This is a genomic window from Sodalis sp. (in: enterobacteria) (assembly GCF_047607725.1).
In the GTDB taxonomy this organism is placed as follows: domain Bacteria; phylum Pseudomonadota; class Gammaproteobacteria; order Enterobacterales; family Enterobacteriaceae; genus JBLKSS01.
This window is the reverse complement of sequence record NZ_JBLKSS010000245.1, coordinates 1-3,650: the sequence shown is the minus strand read 5'-3', so window position 1 is coordinate 3,650 and position 3,650 is coordinate 1. Positions and strand designations below refer to the sequence as shown.

2 rRNA genes are annotated in these 3,650 nt (G+C 54.8%); both read left to right on the top strand.

Annotated features, from left to right (window positions below):
* Positions 1-294 precede the first annotated feature (294 nt).
* Positions 295-3,195, top strand: a 23S ribosomal RNA gene (locus tag ACMX3H_RS17595).
* Positions 3,196-3,416: 221 nt separating this feature from the next.
* Positions 3,417-3,534: ribosomal RNA gene (gene rrf, locus ACMX3H_RS17590) — 5S ribosomal RNA — on the top strand.
* The last annotated feature ends 116 nt before the right edge of the window (positions 3,535-3,650 follow it).

Below are 3,650 nucleotides of genomic sequence, written 5' to 3'. Positions count from 1 at the left end.
TGAAAATTTGAAACACATGCTGAAGTGCAAACTCAGTATGCGAGTCTCTCAAACGAAGTAAGCAAACCTGAGATAACGCGTAAGCGTTATCACTGTACCGCGACAGGCACTGTCGTTTCAGCGTGGTCTTCACAGACCACGCGAGGGTGAGCGAGCGGTGGCAGGGCAAGGCGCACGATACGCAGGCACCGCAATGGACTTGATTTGATGTCCATGAGGATGCCGAGTACCGCGCAATGCGGCCCTGGCTGCGCGCAGCCAGCCGAAAAGCGGGCAGACAGCTCAGGGTTGTGAGGTTAAGTGACTAAGCGTACACGGTGGATGCCTAGGCAGTCAGAGGCGATGAAGGACGTGCTAATCTGCGAAAAGCGCCGGTGAGCTGATATGAAGCGTTATCAGCCGGCGATGTCCGAATGGGGAAACTCGTTGTATCATCGTCAGGTGAATCCATAGCCTGACGAAGCGAACCAGGGGAACTGAAACATCTCAGTACCCTGAGGAAAAGAAATCAACCGAGATTCCCCCAGTAGCGGCGAGCGAACGGGGAACAGCCCAGAGCCATCATCAGCTTGCGCATCAGGAGAACGGTCTGGAAAGTCCGGCGACAGAGGGTGATAGCCCCCTATCCGAAGGTGCGCTTGTTGTGAGCTCGATGAGTAGGGCGGGACACGTGATATCCTGTCTGAAGATGGGGGGACCATCCTCCAAGGCTAAATACTCCTGACTGACCAATAGTGAACCAGTACCGTGAGGGAAAGGCGAAAAGAACCCCGGCGAGGGGAGTGAAATAGAACCTGAAACCGTGTACGTACAAGCAGTGGGAGCATCCTTCGGGGTGTGACTGCGTACCTTTTGTATAATGGGTCAGCGACTTATATTCTGTAGCAAGGTTAACCGTATAGGGGAGCCGTAGGGAAACCGAGTCTTAACTGGGCGTCTAGTTGCAGGGTATAGACCCGAAACCCGGTGATCTAGCCATGGGCAGGTTGAAGGTTGGGTAACACTAACTGGAGGACCGAACCGACTAATGTTGAAAAATTAGCGGATGACTTGTGGCTGGGGGTGAAAGGCCAATCAAACCGGGAGATAGCTGGTTCTCCCCGAAAGCTATTTAGGTAGCGCCTCGTGAAGTCATCTACGGGGGTAGAGCACTGTTTCGGCTAGGGGTCCATCCCGGATTACCAACCCGATGCAAACTGCGAATACCGTAGAATGTTATCACGGGAGACACACGGCAGGTGCTAACGTCCGTCGTGAAGAGGGAAACAACCCAGACCGCCAGCTAAGGTCCCAAAGTCATGGTTAAGTGGGAAACGATGTGGGAAGGCCCAGACAGCCAGGATGTTGGCTTAGAAGCAGCCATCATTTAAAGAAAGCGTAATAGCTCACTGGTCGAGTCGGCCTGCGCGGAAGATGTAACGGGGCTAAACCATGCACCGAAGCTGCGGCAGCGACACGTAAGTGTTGTTGGGTAGGGGAGCGTTCTGTAAGCCTGCGGAGGTGGCCTGTGAGGGCTGCTGGAGGTATCAGAAGTGCGAATGCTGACATAAGTAACGATAAAGCGGGTGAAAAGCCCGCTCGCCGGAAGACCAAGGGTTCCTGTTCAACGTTAATCGGAGCAGGGTGAGTCGACCCCTAAGGCGAGGCCGAAAGGCGTAGTCGATGGGAAACAGGTTAATATTCCTGTACTGGGTGTGACTGCGAAGGGGAGACGGAGAAAGCTAGGTTCGCCGGGCGACGGTTGTCCCCCGGTTCAAGCGTGAAGGTGGAATGAGCAGGCAAATCCGCTCATTCTTAACACTGAGGCGTGATGACGAGCCACTACGGTGGTGAAGGAATTGATGCTACGCTTCCAGGAAAAGCCTCTAAGCTCCAGGTCACATCGAATCGTACCCCAAACCGACACAGGTGGTCAGGTAGARAATACCCAGGCGCTTGAGAGAACTCGGGTGAAGGAACTAGGCAAAATRGTGCCGTAACTTCGGGAGAAGGCACGCTGGCACGTAGGTGGAGRGCCTTGCGCCCCGAGCTGAAGCCAGTCGCAGATACCAGCTGGCTGCAACTGTTTATTAAAAACACAGCACTGTGCAAACACGAAAGTGGACGTATACGGTGTGACGCCTGCCCGGTGCCGGAAGGTTAATTGATGGGGTTATCGCTTGCGAGAAGCTCTTGATCGAAGCCCCKGTAAACGGCGGCCGTAACTATAACGGTCCTAAGGTAGCGAAATTCCTTGTCGGGTAAGTTCCGACCTGCACGAATGGCGTAATGATGGCCAGGCTGTCTCCACCCGAGACTCAGTGAAATTGAACTCGCCGTGAAGATGCGGTGTACCCGYGGCAAGACGGAAAGACCCCGTGAACCTTTACTATAGCTTGRCACTGAACATTGAGCCTTGATGTGTAGGATAGGTGGGAGGCTTTGAAGTGTGGACGCCAGTYTGCATGGAGCCAACCTTGAAATACCACYCTTTAATGTTTGATGTTCTCACTCAGGCCCGTTATCCGGGCCGAGGACAGTGTCTGGTGGGTAGTTTGACTGGGGCGGTCTCCTCCCAAAGTGTAACGGAGGAGCACGAAGGTTAGCTAATCACGGTCGGACATCGTGAGGTTAGTGCAAAGGCATAAGCTAGCTTGACTGCGAGAGTGACGGCTCGAGCAGGTGCGAAAGCAGGTCTTAGTGATCCGGTGGTTCTGAATGGAAGGGCCATCGCTCAACGGATAAAAGGTACTCCGGGGATAACAGGCTGATACCGCCCAAGAGTTCATATCGACGGCGGTGTTTGGCACCTCGATGTCGGCTCATCACATCCTGGGGCTGAAGTAGGTCCCAAGGGTATGGCTGTTCGCCATTTAAAGTGGTACGCGAGCTGGGTTTAGAACGTCGTGAGACAGTTCGGTCCCTATCTGCCGTGGGCGTTGGAAGATTGAGAGGGGCTGCTCCTAGTACGAGAGGACCGGAGTGGACGCACCACTGGTGTTCGGGTTGTCATGCCAATGGCATTGCCCGGTAGCTACGTGCGGAAGAGATAACCGCTGAAAGCATCTAAGCGGGAAACTTGCCTCGAGATGAGTCTTCCCTGAGGCCTTGAGCCTCCTGAAGGGACGTTAAAGACGATGACGTTGATAGGTCGGGTGTGTAAGCGCTGCGAGGCGTTGAGCTAACCGATACTAATGACCCGTGAGACTTAACCTTACAACACCTGAGCTGTTTGAGAGAGCGTGCGCAAGCCAGAGCGAAAGCGAAAGTCAACGCCAAGGGGCATCCACCCCCGTGTGGCGCGGCGGCAGGGCGTGAAAGCGTGCGCAAGAGACAAGACGAAATCAGCGATGCTCCGGATAACGCCCGACGGTCACGAAAGTGAGGGTTGGGCACGAGCAGTCTGCACGGCGAAAGCGGGGCGGAAAACGAATTTGCCTGGCGGCACTAGCGCGGTGGTCCCACCTGTGACCCCATGCCGAACTCAGAAGTGAAACGCCGTAGCGCCGATGGTAGTGTGGGGTCTCCCCATGCGAGAGTAGGGAACTGCCAGGCATCCATTTAAGAAGCCCTCTGCGCTTGCAGAGGGCTTTTTTCTTGTCTCTGATGCAACTTGTTGGTAAGCGTACGCCCAGCGCCGTATTGACAGTTATTCAGCAGGGATGGTGAGG